Raw genomic sequence first — 13,957 nt, 5'->3', positions numbered from 1 at the left:
GGTTAAAACAAGCCGTTCTGCTGCTTAAAAAGGAAAAGGCGACCATCAGGTCGCCTTTTCCTTTTTTCTTTAGCTTGCCAAGAAGCCTTAGTGAGCCTGTTCCCAGTTATCGCCCACGCCGACTTCAGCCACCAGCGGCACATCCAGCTTGGCCACATTGCACATCAGGCCCGGCAAGTTTTCACGCAGGACATCCAGCTCGTCTTCGGGTACATCGAATACCAATTCGTCATGTACCTGCATCACCATCTGCGTACGCAGCCCTTTTTCTTCCAGCCAGCGTTGCACAGCCACCATGGCCATCTTGATCAGGTCAGCCGAAGTGCCCTGCATCGGGGCGTTAATGGCGGCACGCTCTGCACCGGCCATGCGTGGCCCTTTCGCGCCCTTCAGTTCAGGTAGCCACAGACGGCGACCAAACACGGTTTCCACATAACCCTGCTCGTGCGCCTGCGCTTTGATGCGCGTCATGTAGCTGGCCACGCCAGGATAACGAGCGAAATAACGATCAATATAGGCACGGGCTGCATCACGAGTAATACCCAGATTGCTGGCCAGGCCGAATTCGCCCATGCCGTAGATCAGACCAAAGTTGATCGCCTTGGCCGCACGACGCTGATCAGAGCTGACGTCCTTGGCATCCACACCGAAGATCTCGGCAGCGGTCGCCGTGTGCACGTCCCCGCCCTGCTCGAACACCTGCTGCAGATTTTCGTCGCCCGACACATGGGCCATCACACGCAATTCGATCTGGGAATAGTCAGCCGAAACCACTTTGCCCAGTTCGGACACGAAGGCGGCACGAACACGGCGACCTTCTGCCGTACGCACCGGAATGTTCTGCAAGTTAGGATCGGAGGACGCCAAACGCCCCGTAATGACGGCAGCCTGTGCATAACGGGTATGCACGCGGCCACTGTCCGGATTCACCATTTTGGGCAGTTTGTCCGTGTAGGTGGACTTGAGTTTGGCCAGACCACGGTACTCCAGCAGTACCTGCGGCAAGGGGTAATCCTGAGCCAAACGGGTCAGCACATCCTCATCGGTAGAGGGGGCACCGCTGGCCGTTTTACGAACCACCGGAATACCCAGCTTGCCGAACAGAATCTCGCCCACTTGCTTGGGGGAGTTCATATTGAAGGGCTGATCGGCCAGTTCGTAGGCCTTGTTTTCCAGCTCCAGCATTTTCTGACCCAACTCGTGGCTTTGGCGCGCCAAAGTAGGCACATCAATCTTGACGCCATTGCGCTCCACAATGGTCAGCACATCCGAGGCCTGAACTTCCAGCAGGTAAATGCGCTCCAGCCCCTCTTCCTTGGCCACTTGGGGACGCAGGCACTGATGCAGACGCAGGGTGTAGTCCGCATCTTCGCAGGCGTATTGCGAAGCCACCGGAATATCCACTTCATCAAAGCCGATCTGCTTGGCTCCCTTGCCGCAAATATCCTCGTAAGACGCCCCTTTCAGACCCAGCCATTGCAAGGCCAGCTCTTCCATGCCGACACGCTTGTGCGATTGCAGAACATAAGCCTGCAACATGGTGTCCTCGCGGATACCGCGCAGGCTGACTTTTTCATTCAGCAGGACATGAGTATCGTATTTGGCGTTATGCAGGACCTTGGCCGCCTCTGCGTTTTCCAACCAGGGGCGCAGGGTTTCCAGCACATAGTCTTTATCCAGCTGTTCCACATCCAGCGAGCCACGATGGGCCACCGGCACATAAAAAGCCTGACCGGCCTTGACCGACACCGACAAGCCCACCAGACGCGCCATCAAGGGGTCCAGGGAGGTGGTTTCCGTATCCAGCGCCACCAGCTCGGCCTTTTCCAGCAGGCTTAACAGGGACTGCAACTGTTCTTTAGTCGTGACGGTCTGGTAATCCAGCTCAGCGGGGGCTGCAGGCGTTTCAGCCTCGACACGCGCATCCTGGGCGGGCACGCGCGTGGGATCAGCCGTCAGTTCACGCAACCAGCTACGGAACCCATAGGTTTCGTAGATATCCTGCAACACGGCATTGTCGCGGGGCTCCGGCTCCAAGGCTTCGAAATCCCCCGTAAAACCAGGCACCTCGCAATCGAGTTTGACCGTGACCAGCTTGCGCGTCATGTCAAAGTTGGAGCTGAAATCACGCAGGTTCTGGCCGGCCACCCCCTTGATCTTGTCGGCATGCTGCAACAGTTCGTCCAGGCTGCCATACTCGGCCAGCCACTTGGCGGCCGTCTTGGGGCCCACCTTGGGCACGCCGGGAATATTGTCCGAAGTGTCGCCAATCAGCATCAAATAATCGATAATCTGATCTGGGCGTACGCCGTACTTGCTGGTGACGCCCTCTACATCCAGCTTTTCGTTACTCATGGTATTGACCAGCTGCACATGCTCATTGACCAGCTGGGCCAGGTCCTTGTCCCCGGTAGACACCACCGTCTCGATGCCATTTTCAGCCGCCAGACGGGAAAGCGTGCCGATGATATCGTCGGCCTCTACGCCAGGCTGACAAATCAGATGCCAGCCCATGGCGCGTACCGCTTTGTGAATAGGCTCTATTTGCACTGCCATATCTTCGGGCATGGAGGGCCGGTTAGCCTTGTATTGATCGTACAGATCGTCCCGGAATGTGCGGCCCTTGGCATCGAAAACGCATACCATATAGTCCGCCTGATAATCCTGTAGCAGACGGCGCAGCATATTGATGACCCCGTACAAGGCGCCTGTAGGCTGGCCTTGCGCGTTTCGCAGATCGGGCATCGCATGGTACGCTCGGTACAGATAGCTGGAACCATCAACGAGCAACAAGGTTTTTTTCATGTCTAACAATAAAATCGTCCGTTTACCGGCCTCTGAGCAGATTCCTACCATCATGAAGGAACTGCAAACTGCGGTCGATACATTAAAAGAAATGGGTGCTGGCGTTAGTGTTTTCGGCAGCGCACGCATCAAACCCGGTCATCCTTACTACGAACTGGCCCAGGAACTGGGTCGTCGTCTGGCCGAAGCGGGCGTCACCCTGATTGCAGGCGGCGGCCCTGGCCTGATGGAAGCCGCCAATAAAGGCGCGTACGAAGCAGGCGGGCAAAGTATTGGCCTGAATATACGCTTGCCCCACGAAACCACCAACAACCCGTACCAGACACAAAGCCTGCAGTTCGAGTACTTCTACTCGCGCAAGGCCACCTTTTTCATGCACAGCTGGGCTTACATTGCCCTGCCTGGCGGCTTCGGTACCCTGGACGAGCTGTTTGAAGTCATGACTTTGGTCCAAACGGGCAAAGTCCCACCCGCACCCATTGTACTGATCGGCACTTCCTTTTGGTCCGGCCTGCTCGACTGGATTGGTGAGCAATTGATGGAGATGGGCCTGATCGGCCCCAAAGACCTGAATTTGCTGGTCCTGACCGACGATCTGGACGAGGTCATGGGCTACATCAACCAGTGCTGCGTACTGCCTAGGGCGGAACCCGCATTGCCCCAGTAAGGCGTACGGGTTAAATTTGCAGTCTTTCTTCGGCCCTCCATCAGCAGGGCCGAATTTGTATTGAATGCCACAAGCTAGTCGATATTTGCCGGAGTCCTCCACATGAACAAAATGCTTGCCCGCCTCCTGATGGTGGCTTTTTGCAGTGCCTTGGTGCCCGCTGCTGCCCATGCAGCCGGGCCGTCCGAAATCCGTTTTGCCACTGAAGCGGGCTACCCCCCCTTCGAGTTTCTGGACCCCAGTGGCGAGCTGCAAGGCTTTGACATCGACATCGGCAACGAAATCTGTAAGCGCCTGGACGCCAAGTGCGTGTGGATCGACCAGTCCTTTGACAGCCTGATCCCTGGCCTGCAAGCACGCAAGTTCGATCTGGCCAACTCCACCATGACGGCTACTGAGGCACGTGCCAAGGTGATCGACTTCAGCGAGCCCATGTACATCGTGCCGGTTCGCCTGGCTGCGCGCAAAGGCAGCGGTCTGGAACCCACCGCCGAATCCCTGAAAGGCAAGCGTGTCGGCGTGCAACAAGGCACCACCATGGAAACCTATGCGCGTCAGAACTGGGCCAATAACGGTGTGACCATTGTGGCTTACCCCAGCTACACCGACGCCTTCAATGACCTGGCCGGTGGCCGTGTGGACGCCACCTTCCAGGAAGCGCAAAACGCCGTTGAAGGCTTTTTGACCAAACCGGCCGGTGCCGACTTTGAGCTGACCGGCAGCACCGTGGACGACAGCCCAATTCTGAACGAGCCTATCGCCATGGGCATTCGCAAGGGCAACAAGAAACTCAAGAAAACCGTTGATGAAGTTCTGCGCGAAATGAAGGCCGATGGCACCATGCAAACCTTTGCCGACAAGTACTTCCAAAAAGAAAACATTCGCATCGCGCCCTGACCTGGATACCTGAACCATGTTGCTTTACGGTTATGGGCCGCAGTTGCTGGTCGGCACCTGGGAAACCATCAAACTGGCCGTGCTCTCACTGCTGGTTTCCCTGGTGCTGGGTCTGGTCGCTGCCCTGATGAAACTGTCCCGCGCCTCGCTGCTGCGTTGGGTGGGCGGTTTGTATACCACCTTGATCCGGGGCGTCCCGGACCTGGTGCTCTTGATGCTGTTCTTTTTCAGCCTGCAAATCTGGCTGAACGAGCTGACTGACTGGCTGGAATGGGACATGATCGAGATCGATCCCTTTGGCGCCGGTGTGGTCACGCTGGGCTTTATTTATGGTGCCTACTTTGCCGAAACCTTCCGTGGTGCCCTGATGGCCATCCCCAAAGGCCAGATGGAAGCCGGCAAGGCCTGTGGCTGGAGCGCCTGGCAGGTTTTGCACCGCATCCAGATTCCACAAATGATGCGCTACGCATTGCCCGGGCTGGGCAACAACTGGCAAATCCTGCTCAAATCCACCGCGCTGGTGTCCCTGATCGGCCTGAGCGATGTGGTCAAGATTGCGCAAAACGCTGGTAACGCGACCTTCAACTCCTTCTTGTTTGTCGGCATCACCGCCCTGATCTATCTGGGCCTGACAGCCGTCAGCAATATCGGGCTGGGCTACCTGGAACGACGCTACAACATTGGCGTGAAAGGAGCGCAGTTCTAATGGATGTTCTGAACGAATTCTGGCGCGCCTACCTGTACCAAAGCAATGGTCAGCTCTCGGGCCTGGCCATGACACTGTGGCTGCTGGTGATCTCGGTCGTGATCGGCTTTTTCCTGTCTATTTTCATGGCCATTGGCCGTGTCTCGGGCAAAGCCTGGCTGTCGCGCCCTATCGGTGCCTTCACCTACTTTTTCCGTGGCACTCCCTTGTATGTGCAGATCCTTTTGATCTACACCGCCATGTACAAGCTGGCCATCGTCAAATCCGTGCCTGCATTGGAAGCCTTCTTCATGAGCGGCTTCAATTGCATGATTCTGGCACTGACCTTGAATACCGTGGGCTATACCACCGAGATTTTTGCCGGCGCCATCCGCTCCATGCCGCCCGGCGAAGTCGAGTCGGCCCGCGCCTATGGCATGTCCGGCTGGACCTTGTACCGCCGCGTGATTCTGCCGCAAGCCCTGCGCCGTGTCCTGCCTGCTTACAGCAATGAAGTGGTGCTGATGCTGCATGCCACCTCGCTGGCCTTTACCGCCACGGTTCCTGACCTGCTCAAGATCGCGCGAGATGCCAATGCGGCCACCTACCAGACCTTCACCTCCTACGGGATTGCTGCACTGATTTACCTGTGCGTGTCCTTCATTCTGGTGGGTGCTTTCCGTATTGTGGAAAAACGCCAGATGGCATTTTTGAATCACTAAGTGCTGAGGTACTGAGTAAAAAAATGGGCCGCTTGCAAAAGCGGCCCATTTTTCTTTAGCGATACAGCTACCGTATCAATCCCCCATATGGTCCAGGTTCTGATAGCGCATCTGGCGCCCCATCACACCGGCCATCATCAGAAAGAAAGTCAGACCACGTCGCACTTCCGGCTCCTTGGCCAGGCGTATAAGCCCCATCAGGGTCGGGGTGGTCTCGGTAGCCCTCACCTGGTCCGCAGCCATACGTGCAGCGTTTCCAACCGACCAGGCGGCCCCTACGCCCTCCTCAAAGCCCTTCATGAGCTTTTCAAGCATATAGTCGTCGCTCATATCGACCAGATCGACCAGCAGGGACACCGCATCCACCACCCGATTCAAACGACCACCCGCCAGCAAGGGTTCGATCTTACCGATCAACTCATCCAGGCCCTTGATGCCTGGATCTTCTCCCAGCAGGCTTTCCAGAGCGGAAGGGGCCTTCTGAGCAGCGCCCGCATCACCGGGATTCAAGGATTTATCCGATACCGAATTCATCTGTCTCTCCTGAATTAGACCAAGCCACGGGCCACGGCCCAGTAAATACCCCGGTTAAAACCCTTGCGCAGCAAGCCACCCAGCTTGGTGGGCGGCGTAGGATGCACATCCTCCTTGTAGTCGTACCAGAGCGGCATGCCGCCCTCCAGACCCATTTGTGCCACCGCCACCACCCGGCCATCGTATTCGTCACAAGTGCGTCCGAAACGCAGCTCCGAGGCCAGGTTATTAACGACGACGGGAGACTGATTGTGACAAGAACCACCGGCTTTACTGATAGGCAAGTCCACCGTATCGCCCAGTACATACACATTGTCCAGGCCCAGCACTTTCATTGTCTGGTGATCCGTGGGTACCCAGCCTTCGTTGTCGGCTGCTTGAGAAATTCCCGAGTCACGAACGGCGGGCACGGCCGTAATGGGAGGAGTTGCCATCAGGAGGTCGAATGGCTCTTCTGCGCCTTCTTCGGAATAGGCAATCTTGCGTTCAGGGTCCACCCGGCTCAAGGTAAAGCCGCGTTGGTGCTTGATGTCTCGGTCCTCAAAAATGGGCGGCAAAACCTGACACACCTCGTTTTGCATGAACAGGCAGTTGCGCAAAAGCTGAGAGGTCGTTGGATAGGTGTAGGCAATCTCCACCTTGTCGCGCACACCACGGCGGCGCAGATACTCATCCAGCATCAAGGTGGTTTCTACCGGCGCGATACCGCACTGGTGGGGAACGTTATGGGTCTTTGGGAAAGTCACCGTTACCAGCACACGGCCCTTTTCCAGCTTGCTCAGGCGGTCCGCCAATTGGCGCGCGGGCGCATGCTGATAGAAATGATCACCGCCCTCTTTCAGGCCTTCGATTTTTTCCGGTGAGGGGACGCAGCCGGTAGACAGAACCAGGTAGTCATAGTCGATCTTCTTGCCGCTGGCGCAGTGCAGACGGCTGGCCTTGAAGTCGAAACCAGTGACTTCCTCCAGCTGGAAATCAATTTCGGGACGTAAAAGGGAAATTTGGGGGCGTCGCAGCTCGTCCCTGAAAAAAGCATCAAAAGCCACGTACATAAAAGCGGGCTTGTAATAATGCCAGGGGGAATTGGACAACATGGTAATGCGGACTTTACCAGAGCGAATTTCCGGGTATAGCTTGGTCACCAGATGATTGGCGGTCATCGTACCGCCAATACCACCACCTACAATCACAATATGCTGCACCATCAGTATTCTCCTTAATGGGGGAAACTGCGCAGAGCATCCTTAATCAAAAAAATCCAGCAAAAACAGGATGATACACAGCAATAACTGAGACTTCGCAAAGCGAGCTTGGTAATGTGTCCAGCCAGTTTGTATCAAGCAGGTATTAAGCCAAAATTAAAACAGCACTCTCTTTTTGATAAGCTGCTTAATCAATTTTATTTATCTCACACCCTCTGCTGATTTTAAAAATCAAGCTGGGGCGATTATGCATGCGCCCCAGCTTTTTAATAATTTCTGGAAATCTGACCTGACCCAGACAATATAGAATAAAAAAAACGCCTGCATCAAGCAGGCGTTTTCTCGTATCGCTAAACCCGAAAAATCAACTTTCGCGTTGGCTACGACGGCGCTCGTGTTCCTTCAGATAACGCTTGCGCAGGCGAATGGACTTGGGAGTCACTTCAACCAGCTCGTCATCATCCAGAAAGTCCACGGCGTATTCCAGGCTCAAGCGGATAGGCGGAACCAGATCAATGTGCTCGTCCTTGCCGGAAGCGCGCACGTTGGTCAGTTTCTTTTCCTTGATGGGGTTAACCACCAGATCATTGTCGCGGCTGTGAATACCAATGATCATGCCTTCGTACAGGGCATCACCGGGGGACACGAACATGCGACCGCGATCCTGCAGTTTCCACAAGGCGTAGGCCACGGCATCCCCGTCGTCCTGGCTGATCAGCACGCCATTACGACGCTCGCCAACCGCGCCTTCACGCATGGGGCGGAACTCGTCAAAGGTGTGGCTCATCAGGCCAGTACCACGTGTCAGCGTCATGAACTCGCCCTGGAAGCCGATCAGGCCACGGGCGGGAATACGGTACTCCAGGCGTGTACGACCACGGCCATCGGCAACCATATCCTGCAAGTCACCACGACGGCGACCCAGTTCTTCCATCACGCCACCTTGGTGGCCGTCTTCGACGTCCACGGTCAGTTGCTCGTAGGGTTCCATCTTGACGCCGTTCTCTTCACGAATCAGCACGCGTGGACGCGATACGGCCATTTCATAGCCTTCACGACGCATGTTTTCGATCAGAATGGTCAGGTGCAACTCACCGCGACCGCACACTTCAAACACGGTATCGTCGTCGGTTTCGTTCACACGCAAAGCCACGTTGGACTTCAATTCGCGGTCCAGACGGTCACGCAGCTGACGGCTGGTCACGAACTTGCCTTCACGGCCGGCCAGAGGCGAGGTGTTCACCATGAAGTTCATGGTCAGGGTAGGCTCGTCAATGCGCAGCAAAGGCAACGCTTCCTGGTGAGCAGGATCGGTTACCGTGCAACCAATGCCCAGCTCTTCAATACCGTTGATCAGCACGATGTCGCCGGCTTCGGCTTCATCTACCGACACACGCTCCAGACCCTTGAACTTCAGAACCTGGTTGATGCGGCCCTTGATAGCTTCGCCATCAGGACCAAATTTCACGACCACGTCCTGGGCCGCGCGCACGCGACCACGGTTCACACGGCCTACACCGATCTTGCCCACGTAGGAGCTGTAGTCCAGGGAACAGATCTGCAGCTGCAAAGGTGCGTTGACGTCATCTTCACGCTGAGGAACGTGTTCCAGAATCGCGTCGAACAAAGGACGCATGTCGCCTTCACGCACATCTTCGGTCAAACCGGCGTAGCCCGACAGACCCGATGCGTAAATGATGGGGAAGTCCAGCTGTTCGTCGGTCGCGCCCAGTTTGTCGAACAAGTCGAACGTGGCGTTGATCGCGAAGTCAGGACGGGCGCCGGGACGGTCAACCTTGTTGACCACCACAATCGGACGCAAACCCAGTTCCAGAGCTTTACGAGTCACGAAACGGGTTTGAGGCATGGGGCCTTCAACCGCGTCCACCAACAACAGCACGCCGTCAACCATGGACAGCACGCGCTCGACCTCACCACCGAAGTCGGCGTGGCCGGGGGTGTCGATAATGTTGATGTGGGTGCCTTCGTATTCGACGGCACAGTTCTTCGCCAGAATGGTAATACCGCGTTCTTTCTCGATATCGCCCGAGTCCATGACACGTTCGGAGATATGTTCGTTGTCACGGAACGTACCTGCCTGTCTCAACAATTGATCGACCAGGGTGGTCTTCCCGTGGTCAACGTGGGCAATAATGGCCACATTGCGCAATGCGCGTCTCATAACTCATCCTTCTGATTGAAGTTTTTTGGGCAAAATCTCGGTAGGCAAGCTCTCGATGGCCAGCAAGGCCGACATCGGGTCTTCCATCGCCTGCAACCCGTCCAGGGTGTAGGCGTCGTCGATATGAAAAGGTCCTAACTCTGTCCGGCGCAAGGCCGTCAGATGGGCAAAACACCCCAGAGCACGTCCAATGTCTTGCGCCAGGGTCCGGATATAGGTTCCCTTGCTGCAACGTACAAACAGACGCGCCGATTGCGGCGTAAAGTCTTGCACCTGCAAATCGTGAATCACGAGATGTCGTGCCTCACGTTCCAGCTCTATACCCTGACGGGCATATTCATACAGGGGCTTGCCATCGCGCTTGAGCGCGGAATACATGGGCGGCACCTGGGTAATGGGTCCTCGGAAAGCAGGTAGTACTGCTTCCAGCGCCTCGAGGATGACACCGGCAAAATCTGCCGGAGCCTGGGACACCACATTGCCGGTCAAGTCACCTGAATCGGTTTCCTGCCCAAACTGCAAGGTAGCTTCATAGGCTTTGTCTGCTTCCAGCATCGTGGCGGAAATCTTGGTAGCCCGGCCAAAACAGCAAACCAGCAGGCCCGTTGCAAACGGGTCCAGGGTTCCAGTATGGCCAGCTTTGCGGGCATCCAGAGTGCGGCGAGCACGCTGCAAGGCGTGGTTGCTGGACATTCCGTCGGACTTGTCCAGTAGCAGCACACCGTCAATCAACTGCCCGCGTTTTCGCGTAGCCATCGTGTGTCAATCCGTGAAGAAACAACAGCCGCGTCAGGGCTGTTCGTCTGGCTCGTCCGATTTGGAAGCAGAGCCAGTCAATTCGCTATCGGCCTGGTTGGCGCTGTCGATGAGCTTGGAGAGCTCCATGCCGCGTTCCAACTGTCGGTCGTGATGAAAATGCAGAGTAGGAACGGTATGGATATGCAGCAGCTTGAACAGCAGCGAGTGCAACCAACCGGCCTTCTCGGTCAAAGCCGCCTGGGCGACTTCGGGCTCGGCGCCCAGCACCGAGTAATACACTTTGGCGTGAGCGTAGTCGGGAGACAATTCCACGCCGGTCAAGGTAATCAGACCAGCGCGGGTCATGTCGATCTCGCGCTGGATCAGGACCGCCAGATCCTTCTGGATCTGGTCGGCCAGGCGCAGATTGCGCCCTGGGTTTGGTTTGGACTTGTGTCGTGCCATAAATTACAGTGTCCGGGCGATCTCTTTGATCTCGAAGATCTCAAGCTGGTCGCCCACTTGGATGTCGTTGTTGCCGCGCAGCGTGATACCGCAATCGAAGCCGGAACGCACTTCCTTGGCATCGTCCTTGAAGCGGCGCAGGGAATCCAGGTAGCCACTCCAGTGCACGACGTTGTTGCGCAACAAGCGAACTTGCGAGTCGCGACGGACCACGCCTTCGGTAACCATACACCCAGCGATGTTACCAATACGTGACACGTTGTAGACTTCACGAATTTCAACCATGCCGATGACTTCTTCGCGCTGCTCGGGAGCCAGCATGCCGGACAGAGCCGCTTTGACCTCGTCAACCGCATCGTAAATGATGTTGTAGTAACGCAGGTCAATGCCATTGGCTTCAGCCAGTTTCTTGGCGCTTTGCTCGGCACGGACGTTAAAGCCGATCACCACCGCGTTGGACGCAATAGCCAGGTTGACGTCGCTCTCGGAGATGCCACCCACGGCCGCGTGTACAACCACCACACGCACTTCGTCGGTAGACAGCTTGACCAGCGACTGCACCAGCGCTTCTTGCGAACCTTGCACGTCGGTCTTGATGATGAGCGACAGGGTTTGCGTGCCTTCGCCCAGGTTGTCGAACATGGACTCCAGCTTGGCGGCCTGTTGACGCGACAGTTTCACATCACGGAACTTGCCTTGACGGAACAAAGCGATTTCACGGGCTTTACGCTCGTCGGCCATCACAACCAGTTCGTCACCCGCGGCTGGCACTTCGGTCAGACCCTGAATTTCCACAGGAATCGACGGACCTGCCGAGTTCAGCGACTTGCCGGTTTCGTTCAGCATGGCGCGAACGCGACCGAAGGAAGCGCCAACCAGCACGCTGTCACCACGATTCAAGGTACCGCTTTGAACCAGGATGGTGGCGACAGGACCGCGGCCCTTGTCCAGACGGGCTTCAATAACCGTACCCTTGGCTGGTGCGTCAACCGGAGCCTTCAACTCCAGCATTTCGGCTTGCAGCAGCACGTTTTCCAGCAATTCGTCGATGCCCTGGCCGGTCTTGGCCGACACAGGAATAAAGGGCACATCGCCACCGTATTCTTCAGGCACCACTTCTTCGGCCACCAGTTCCTGCTTGACGCGTTCCGGGTTGGCTTCAGGTTTATCAATCTTGTTGATCGCCACCACCAGCGGTACGCCAGCAGCGCGAGCATGGTGAATCGCTTCACGAGTCTGAGGCATCACGCCGTCATCGGAGGCCACCACCAGAATCACAATGTCTGTTGCCTTGGTACCTCGAGCACGCATGGCCGTAAAGGCTTCGTGACCGGGGGTATCCAGGAAGGTGGCAGTGCCGCGATCCGTTTTAACGTTGTAAGCACCAATGTGCTGCGTAATACCACCGGCTTCGCCCGACGCGATCTTGGCGCGACGGATGTAGTCCAGCAGCGAGGTCTTGCCGTGGTCAACGTGACCCATCACGGTTACCACTGGCGCGCGGGGCTTCAGTTCGGCGTCGTTCTGGGCATCCGTATCCACCAGGAAGGCTTCAGGATCGTCCAGCTTGGCGGCAATTGCCTTGTGACCCAGTTCTTCGACCAGAATCATGGCCGTTTCCTGATCCAGCACCTGGTTGATGGTAACCATCTGACCCAGCTTCATCAGATGCTTGATCACCTCGGCAGCCTTGACGGCCATCCGGTGAGCCAGATCGCTGACCGAAATGGTTTCAGGCACGTGCACTTCACGGGCAATGAATTCTGCCACTTGCGGTTCGCGACGCTCGGCCTGCGCATTGCGGCCACCACGGCCGCCCTTGCCACGACCAGCCTTGGCATTGGACTTCCAGCCTTCGCGACCACCACCGGCACCGGCGGAAGCCACATCAGCCTTGGAAGGCTGCTTCTTGCGACTGGCATCGTTGGTCCAGCCAGGCGTGCTGTCGGTCTTGACGGGTTTGCCTGGAGCCTTGTCAGTTTTCGAGCCTTTGGCGTCTTTCTTCTGAGCGCCCTTGGCACCTGCCTTGCTATCAGCCTCTGGCTCGGGAGCACGCAAGACCTTACGAGGACGGTTCAACATATCGCGCAAAGCAGCGGCCTCTGCCTCTGCGGCCTTACGGGCGCGATCACGATCCTGGTCTTGCTCCACATCGGCGGCAACAGGCGGAATCACCGGGCCACGCACTGCACGGCGCTGACCAGTGGCGGCCATATCCCGAGGTTTTCCAGTCGAAGTGGGCGTTTTAGTCCCTTGAGGGTGCTGATTTTTATTCACAGAGTTAGCTTGACGGGCGTCGTTTACAGATTTAGTAGGTTCCACGGGCTTTTCTTGGGCCGTAGGAGAGGGAGCCGATTCGGCCTTTTCCTGAACAGGCGCTGCCGCGGCTTCGGAGGGTTCCGTTGCAGCAGGTGCTTGTTCCTGAGGCTGAGGCTCGGGTTTCTTAGTATTTTCCTGGGCAGCCACAACGGGCTCTGCAGGAGCAGCAGGTTCGGGCGCGGGCTCAGCAACAGGAGTCGGCTCGGGAGCAGCGACCACTTCGGGTTCAGGCTCTGGCTTGGGCTCAGGCTTGGACTCCACAGGGGCTTGCTCTTTCACAGGCGCTTCAGGAGCGGCTGCCACAGGAGCGACGGGCTCGCTGACAGGCGCGGCAGGCGCCTGTTCAACAGCCGGTTTTTCCTGACTGGCCGCCTGGGCCTGAGCAGCTTGCTCCTTTGCATTTTCCTGTGCCAATGCCGCATTGGCTTCTGCCACCAGCTCGGAGGGATCACGCTTTACAAACACACGTTTTTTGCGTGTTTCCACCTGAATCGTGCGGGAGCGACCCGACCCGTCATCCTGACGGATCTCCGATGTTTGACGGCGAGTCAGGGTGATCTTGTTGCCTTCCTGACTGCCGTGCGAGCGGCGCAACGATTCAAGCAGCTTCGCCTTATCCGAATCAGTGATGGTGTCATCAACTGATTTGAGCTCAATACCTGCGCTACGCAACTGCTCCAGCAGAACATTCGCAGGCATTTTCAGTTCTTGAGCGAACTGGGCGACAGTGTTACTCGACAT

At 56.8% G+C, this 13,957-nt stretch carries 11 protein-coding genes; 4 read left to right on the top strand and 7 right to left on the bottom strand.

The window, feature by feature from the left end; genetic code table 11:
* Nucleotides 1–87: 87 nt before the first annotated feature.
* Entirely contained in the window at nt 88–2,805 is a 2,718-nt protein-coding gene (gene polA / locus CPY64_RS04135; protein WP_042484244.1) for a DNA polymerase I, read from the bottom strand.
* Between polA and CPY64_RS04130 the strand changes: the two genes are divergently transcribed.
* The 4 genes from CPY64_RS04130 to hisM all read left to right on the top strand — a co-directional run bounded on the left by CPY64_RS04130 (nt 2,804) and on the right by hisM (nt 5,776).
* Complete coding sequence (locus CPY64_RS04130; protein WP_042484241.1) at nt 2,804–3,472, top strand: LOG family protein; 669 nt, start codon at nt 2,804–2,806, stop codon at nt 3,470–3,472. The two genes, polA and CPY64_RS04130, sit on opposite strands and share 2 nt — an antisense overlap.
* A gap of 102 nt (nt 3,473–3,574) precedes the next feature.
* The gene (locus tag CPY64_RS04125; RefSeq protein WP_042484239.1) at nt 3,575–4,369 is read left to right on the top strand and encodes an ABC transporter substrate-binding protein; all 795 of its coding nucleotides are present in this window, start codon (nt 3,575–3,577) and stop codon (nt 4,367–4,369) included.
* A 16-nt stretch (nt 4,370–4,385) separates the two neighbouring features.
* Nucleotides 4,386–5,075 (top strand): ABC transporter permease, encoded by a 690-nt coding sequence (locus tag CPY64_RS04120; RefSeq protein ID WP_042484236.1) that lies wholly within the window; start codon nt 4,386–4,388, stop codon nt 5,073–5,075.
* Nucleotides 5,075–5,776: a histidine ABC transporter permease HisM gene (hisM, locus tag CPY64_RS04115; protein ID WP_042484233.1), complete on the top strand. Its 702-nt coding sequence runs from the start codon at nt 5,075–5,077 to the stop codon at nt 5,774–5,776. The genes CPY64_RS04120 and hisM overlap by 1 nt, the downstream gene beginning before the upstream one ends.
* 75 nt (nt 5,777–5,851) lie before the next feature.
* On the opposite strand, the gene CPY64_RS04110 is transcribed toward hisM, so the two are convergent.
* The 6 genes from CPY64_RS04110 to infB form a co-directional block, all read right to left on the bottom strand.
* Entirely contained in the window at nt 5,852–6,310 is a 459-nt protein-coding gene (locus tag CPY64_RS04110) for a DUF1641 domain-containing protein (protein WP_171902905.1), read from the bottom strand.
* 14 nt (nt 6,311–6,324) lie between these two features.
* Entirely contained in the window at nt 6,325–7,515 is a 1,191-nt protein-coding gene (locus CPY64_RS04105; protein ID WP_042484230.1) for an NAD(P)/FAD-dependent oxidoreductase, read from the bottom strand.
* 361 nt (nt 7,516–7,876) lie between these two features.
* On the bottom strand, nt 7,877–9,694 hold the full coding sequence (typA, locus tag CPY64_RS04100) for a translational GTPase TypA (RefSeq protein WP_042484227.1): 1,818 nt from the start codon (nt 9,692–9,694) through the stop codon (nt 7,877–7,879).
* Between the two features lie 3 nt (nt 9,695–9,697).
* Nucleotides 9,698–10,450 carry a tRNA pseudouridine(55) synthase TruB gene (gene truB / locus CPY64_RS04095; protein WP_042484222.1) on the bottom strand — a complete coding sequence of 251 codons (753 nt, stop codon included), beginning with the start codon at nt 10,448–10,450 and terminating at the stop codon, nt 9,698–9,700.
* Nucleotides 10,451–10,483: 33 nt separating this feature from the next.
* Nucleotides 10,484–10,897 (bottom strand): 30S ribosome-binding factor RbfA, encoded by a 414-nt coding sequence (gene rbfA / locus CPY64_RS04090; protein WP_009457603.1) that lies wholly within the window; start codon nt 10,895–10,897, stop codon nt 10,484–10,486.
* 3 nt (nt 10,898–10,900) lie between these two features.
* Nucleotides 10,901–13,957 carry a translation initiation factor IF-2 gene (gene infB, locus CPY64_RS04085; protein WP_042484218.1) on the bottom strand — a complete coding sequence of 1,019 codons (3,057 nt, stop codon included), beginning with the start codon at nt 13,955–13,957 and terminating at the stop codon, nt 10,901–10,903.

This window comes from Alcaligenes faecalis (assembly GCF_002443155.1).
Classification (GTDB): Bacteria; Pseudomonadota; Gammaproteobacteria; order Burkholderiales; family Burkholderiaceae_B; genus Alcaligenes; species Alcaligenes faecalis.
The sequence above is the reverse complement of the archived record's forward strand: the minus strand, read 5'-3'. Positions and strand labels throughout refer to the sequence as shown.